The following is a 6,125-nucleotide window of genomic DNA, read 5'->3' as shown; positions in this document are numbered from 1 at the left end:
AGCATTGGCCGAGCCGATCAAGGCGATGATCGAGAACGATCCGTCGTTCGGCTACCGCACGGTGGCGGGCCTGCTATCGATGAACAAGAACACGGTGCAGCGCATCTTCCAGCTGAAGGGCTGGCAGGTACGCAAGCATGCGGTGGGCGAACGCCCGCGCATCGAAGCGAAGAAATCGGTCGCCGAGCGACCGGACGAACGCTGGTCGACTGACCTGTGCCGGGTATGAGGCGGCCGTGACGGCTGGCTCGTGCTCGCCTTGGTCATCGATTGCCACACGCGCCAACTGCTGGGCTGGCATCTCTCGCGCAGCGGCAAAGCCACGACAGCCGCTGCGGCGATCGAGCAGGCGCTGATCACGCGCTGCGGAACGTTGGGGCGCGTGAAGACACCGTTCCTTTTGCGCTCGGAGCGCGAAGCCTGCCCTCGGGGCATAATGGGTTGGTCTTCACGAGCCGCAAATACACTGCGCTGGTCCGCAGCTACGGACTCATTCATGAGTTCATCACGCCGTACTGCCCACAACCGAACGGCATGGTCGACCGTGTGATCCGAACACTGAAGGACCAATGCGTCCATCGGCATCGCTTCGACAGTCAGCATCATGGGAGCCGCGTCATCTGCGATTGGATTCAGTTCTACAACAGCCGACTCCCACACCAGGCGCTCGGAATGAAATCACCCGACAAAGCGTATGCTTTAGCGGCCTGACCTGATCAGGAAGTGCTGGGTCATTACAGCGCATTAGCCTGCGCATCCTCGGGATCGACATAGCGATCCGCGGCGCGGACTTCATCGAGGTGGTCCGGTTTTTCCTGGAGTCGGGTCAATGCGCCAACGACAGCTTCGCGTCGGCGCAGCGCGTTTTTCGAGGCGCGCCCGTCACAGGCGGCGCCGCATTCACCAAGGACGCGGTGTACCTGCATGGCTTGTTGTCGGTGCACACGTTTTTCCGCTGGGCGATGAAACATCGGCGCATGGCGCTGTGCCGGAACCTGTTCGCCGGCAAGCTTGCGCTGCACGACGTGATCGCGCTGGAGCCTTTCTTCGCCAACGGATACATCGCGCAGCCGCGCTACCTGCCCCCGTGGGTGCAGCACGCGCAAGGACTCGCGGGCAGTCTCGCGTTCTCGCTGTTCGCCAACCAGATCCGCCTCGATCGCGTCGAGGCCGAGGATCTGTTGCTCGGGCTCTGACTCGGACCATCGTTTCGGCACACGAGTGCCAGACCGCTTGCGTTGCGCTGCGCGATGCATTTCCATGGTCGCAATGAGCCCTTTCTCGATCCCGGAGTTTTCGATGCGCAAAAACCTCGTTGCATTGGCCATGTTCACGCTCGGCGGGAACGCGACGGGCGCAACCGCGACGTCGCCACAGATGGTCGAACCACTGCTGCCGCAGATCACCGCGTGGCGGCGCGATCTTCACATGCATCCCGAGCTCGGCAACGAGGAAGTGCGCACCGCGAAGTTGGTCGCGGCGCAGCTGAAGAAATTCGGCCTCGAGGTGCGCACCGGAATCGCGCACACCGGCGTGATCGGCATCCTCAAGGGTGGCAAGCCGGGACCAAAGCTGGCGATCCGCGCGGACATGGACGCGTTGCCGGTGACCGAGGAAGTCGATCTGCCGTTCGCGTCGAAGGCCAAAGGCACGTATCAGGGCAAGCAGGTCGGGGTGATGCATGCCTGCGGACACGACGCGCACACCGCGATGACGCTCGGCGTCGCCGAGGCCATGTCGAAGATCCGCGCCGATCTTCCCGGCGACGTGATGTTCATCTTCCAGCCGGCGGAGGAGGGGTCGCCTGCGGGCGAGGTGGGCGGTGCGCCGCTGATGGTCAAGGAAGGAGTCTTTCGCGACTTCACGCCCGATGCGGTGTTCGGCATGCACGTCGTCAGCGCGCTCAACGTCGGATTCGCGTCGATACGCGCGGGCGGGGCGATGGCAAGTTCGGACACGTTCGAGATCACCGTGCACGGCAGGCAGAGTCATGGCGCGACGCCGTGGAAAGGGATCGATCCGATCGTCACCGCGGCGCAGATCGTGATGGGCGCGCAGACGATCATCAGCCGCCAGCTCGACATCAACAAGGATCCGGCAGTCGTCACGTTTGGCGTGTTCAACGGCGGCTCGCGCTTCAACATCGTGCCGGATAAAGCCGAGCTGCAAGGGACCGTGCGCACGTTCGATCCGACAATGCGCGAGCAGGCACTGGCGAGTCTTCGCACCATGGCCGAACACATTGCAGCGGCCAATGGCGCCACCATCGATGCGAAGATTCCGACCGGTGGCAGCAACCCGGTCAACTTCAACGACCCTGGCCTGACTGCGCGCGTTCGCACGAGTTTGGAAAAGGCAATTGGCGCGGACAAGGTCAGCGAGGCGCCACGCTGGACCGCATCGGAGGATTTCCCGCAGCTCGCATTGAGCGTTCCTGCGCCGAGCGTCTATTTCTTCGTTGGCGCGACGCCGGCCGGACAGGATGCCGCGACCGCGGCATCGAATCATTCGCCGAAATTCTTCCTCGACGAAGGCGCGCTGGCGGTGGGCAGCGAGACCATGCTGCAGGCGGCGCTCGATTACCTCGGCTACAAATCCTGAAAGTCGATCTGCATTCGACGCCGCGCGCGCTCCGAACGGCATCGGCTGCCATGGGCGCGATGTTATAGTCACGTGTCCTTGTCAGAGGCCGGACGCGCCCGCGTTCCACCCCATGTCGACCCTCGAAGAACTGAAGAAAGCCGCGCTCGAATACCATCGCAAGGAGCCCGCGGGAAAGATCAAGGTCACCTCGACCAAGTCGGTCGTCACGCAGCGCGAACTGTCGCTGGCGTACTCGCCCGGCGTCGCCGCAGCGTGCGAGGAGATCGTGCGCGATCCACGAGAGGTGGCGACGCTGACCGCGCGCAGCAATCTGGTCGCCGTCATCACCAACGGCACCGCAGTGCTTGGCCTCGGCAACATCGGGCCGCTTGCGGCGAAGCCGGTGATGGAAGGCAAGGGCATGCTGTTCCAGAAGTTCGCCGGCATCGACGTGTTCGATCTGGAGATTGCCGAGAACGATCCGGACAAGCTGGTCGACATCATCGCAAGCCTCGAACCGACGTTTGGCGGCATCAACCTCGAGGACATCAAGGCACCGGAGTGTTTCGAGGTCGAGCGTCGCTTGCGCGAGCGGATGAAGATCCCGGTGTTCCACGATGACCAGCACGGGACCGCGATCATCGTCGGCGCTGCGCTGGTCAACGCGCTGCATATTGCGGGCAAGGACATCGGATCGATCAAGCTGGTGTCGACCGGGGCCGGCGCTGCGGGTCTTGCGTGTCTCGACATGCTGGTCAGCCTCGGCGTGAAGATGGAGAACGTGTGGGTCGCAGACCGGCTTGGCGTGGTCTGGAAAGGCCGCGTCGAGGAGATGGATCCGAACAAGTGCCGCTATGCGCGCGTCACCGATGCGCGGTCGCTCGGCGAAATCATCGACGGCGCCGACGTGTTCCTCGGACTCTCCGCGCCGGGCGTCTTGAAGCCGGACATGGTGGGTCGCATGGCTGCCCGGCCGATCATTCTCGCGCTCGCGAATCCGACACCGGAGATCCTTCCCGAGGAAGCGCTGGCCGTACGGCCCGATGCGATCATCGCGACCGGGCGTTCGGACTACCCGAACCAGGTCAACAACGCGCTGTGCTTTCCGTACATCTTCCGCGGCGCGCTCGATGTCGGTGCGACGACGATCAACGAGGCGATGAAAGTCGCCTGCGTGCACGCGATCGCGGAACTCGCACGGCGCGAGGCGAGCGATGTCGCCGCGCGTGCATACGGCGGTCGCACCATGTGTTTTGGGCCGGACTACATCATTCCGCAGCCATTCGATCCGCGCCTGATCGTCGAGCTCGCGCCCGCGGTTGCGAAAGCCGCCATGGACTCCGGCGTCGCGACGCGTCCGATCGACGACCTTCGCGCGTATACGGAGAAGCTCAACGCGTTCGTCTTCCGAACCACCTTGCTGATGAAGCCGGTGTTCGCGCGCGCGAAGGCCGACCCGAAGCGCATCGTGTTTGCCGAAGGCGAAGAGGAAACGGTGCTGCGTGCGGTCCAGCATATCGTCGATGAAGGCATTGCGCGGCCGATCCTCGTTGGGCGGCCGACCGTGATCGACGCACGCATCGAGCGCCTCAGCCTGCGCCTCAAGGCCGGCACCGACTTCGAGCTGTGCAACATCGAGAGCGATCCGCGCTTCAAGGACTACTGGATGCTCTACCACTCGCTGATGCAGCGCGATGGCGTGACTCCGGAGAGTGCGAAGCAGATCGTGCGCTCACGCGCGACCGTCATCGCGGCGCTGATGCTGCGGCGAGGGGAGGCGGACGGGATGATCTGCGGACTGGTCGGGCGCTTCCACAAGAAACTCGGCTATCTGCGCGGCATCATCCCGCTCGATCCCGGCGTCAGCGCGACGTCGGCGATGACCGCGGTGTTCAATGATCGCGGGGTGTTCTTTTTTCTCGACACGCATGTCGCCGTGGATCCCGACGCCGAGCGCATCGCGGCAGCGACCGCGCAGGCGACGTTGCGTCTCAAGTATTTCGGCATCGTGCCCAAGGTTGCGATCCTGTCGCATTCCAATTTCGGCAGTCACGAAAATGCGAGCGCGTCGAAGATGCGCCGCGTGGTGGAACTCCTGCGCGAGCGGATGCCGAAGGTCGAGGTGGAAGGCGAGATGCATGCCGACACTGCGCTGGTGCAGTCGGTGCGAGACCACCTGTTCCCCGATTCACGCTTGAGCGGCAGCGCAAACGTGTTCGTGTGCCCCAATCTCGATTCGGCGAACATTGCGTTCAACCTGACGCGCGTGATGACCGACGGCGTGGTGATCGGTCCGATCCTGATGGGTCCGTCCAAACCGGTGCACGTGCTGACGCCGGCAGCGACGGTGCGGCGCGTCTACAACATGACCGCGCTCGCCGTGGTCGAGGCGCAGATCCGCGCGCAGGTGGCTGGGGCTTCTTCGTAGAAGGAACCACCAGCGGGGCGATTTCCTCCCACCGCGCATCGACGTCATTCCCGCGAAGGCGGGAATCCATTTGTGATTTCGTGACAACCTGGGGTGGGGCGGTGAACCATTCACCCGGACCACCGACCTGTCGTACGCTCGCAGTCCCCGGCCGTCGAGAATGGATTCCCGCCTTCGCGGGAATGACGTCAGGAGCGATGGCGGTTCACTGCCGCGATCGGGTCCATGCAAGTCATGCGCGCGCAATCCTGAGCCATCGTGCTGCGAACGGCGGGATCAGCAGCAGGCTCACCAGCGTCGACGTGGCCAGCCCGCCGAGCAGCACGATTGCCATTGGCCCTTCGATTTCGTGGCCCGCATCCTTGCTCTGCAACGCAACCGGGAGCAATGCGAGCGCCGTCAGCAGGCCCGTCAGAAGCACGGGTGTCAGCCGCTCGCTCGCGCCTCGCAGTGCGGTCGCGAGATTCCAGGTCTCGCCCTCGACCAGCACCAGATGATCGTAGTGCGATACCAGCAGGATGGTGTTGCGCGCGGCCATGCCGAACAGCGCGACGAACCCGACCATCGATCCAAGCGACAGCGTGCTGCCCGTGAGCCAGAGGGCGGCGACGCCTCCGATCAACGTGCTCGGCAGAGCCGCGAGGGTCAGCGCAACGTGCCGGGCGCGCCCGTACGCAAGTGCCAGCAGCAGCACGATGACGACGAACGCAAAGACCGAATAGACGATGAGCTCACGCGCTGCCGCGCGCTGCGTCTGCGCACTGCCGCCGTAACGGAGGTACACGCCGGCCGGCAATTTGATCGCATCCGCGACCGCCGCTTCCGCACGCCGCGCGAAGCCGACCTGGTCGGCAACCGTCGGTGTGGCGACGACGATCTGCCGGCGCAATCCGTCCTCGTGGTCGAGCACGCTGCGTGCGCTGATCATGTCGATCTTCGCAACCCTTCCAAGCGTCACGAGCGAACCGTCGCTGCCGCGCAGCACGAGTTGCCCGACCGATGCTGGCGACGACGGCCCTCCTGCGAGCCGCACGACCACCGGCAGACTGCGGTCGGCGAGGTTCATCTGCGCGGCGACAGTGCCGTGGAACGCCGCTTCGATCGTGCGCAGCAC

At 64.4% G+C, this 6,125-nt stretch carries 4 protein-coding genes and 2 pseudogenes; 5 read left to right on the top strand and 1 reads right to left on the bottom strand.

The genetic code is table 11. The annotated features are described in order from the left end of the window. The 5 genes and pseudogenes from ABIV12_RS06755 to ABIV12_RS06735 all read left to right on the top strand — a co-directional run. A pseudogene (locus ABIV12_RS06755) lies at positions 1-229 on the top strand (IS3 family transposase); the annotation flags it as partial. A 305-nt stretch (positions 230-534) separates the two neighbouring features. Next, positions 535-711, top strand: coding sequence for an integrase core domain-containing protein (locus ABIV12_RS06750; protein ID WP_348057557.1), 177 nt, complete (start codon positions 535-537; stop codon positions 709-711). 23 nt (positions 712-734) lie between these two features. After that, positions 735-1,196, top strand: a pseudogene (locus ABIV12_RS06745) (tyrosine/phenylalanine carboxypeptidase domain-containing protein); the annotation flags it as partial. A 103-nt stretch (positions 1,197-1,299) separates the two neighbouring features. Continuing rightward, a complete protein-coding gene (locus ABIV12_RS06740; protein WP_348057555.1) occupies positions 1,300-2,601 on the top strand; it encodes an amidohydrolase in 1,302 nt (433 codons plus the stop codon). Between the two features lie 112 nt (positions 2,602-2,713). Further along, the gene (locus tag ABIV12_RS06735) at positions 2,714-5,011 is read left to right on the top strand and encodes an NADP-dependent malic enzyme (protein WP_348057553.1); all 2,298 of its coding nucleotides are present in this window, start codon (positions 2,714-2,716) and stop codon (positions 5,009-5,011) included. A 232-nt stretch (positions 5,012-5,243) separates the two neighbouring features. On the opposite strand, the gene ABIV12_RS06730 is transcribed toward ABIV12_RS06735, so the two are convergent. Then, positions 5,244-6,125: efflux RND transporter permease subunit (locus ABIV12_RS06730; protein WP_348057551.1), on the bottom strand; the 882-nt coding region annotated here is incomplete at its 5' end.

The sequence above is a fragment of the Dokdonella sp. genome (genome assembly GCF_039926425.1).
GTDB lineage: Bacteria > Pseudomonadota > Gammaproteobacteria > Xanthomonadales > Rhodanobacteraceae > Dokdonella_A.
This window is presented reverse-complemented; position numbering and strand designations above follow the sequence as displayed.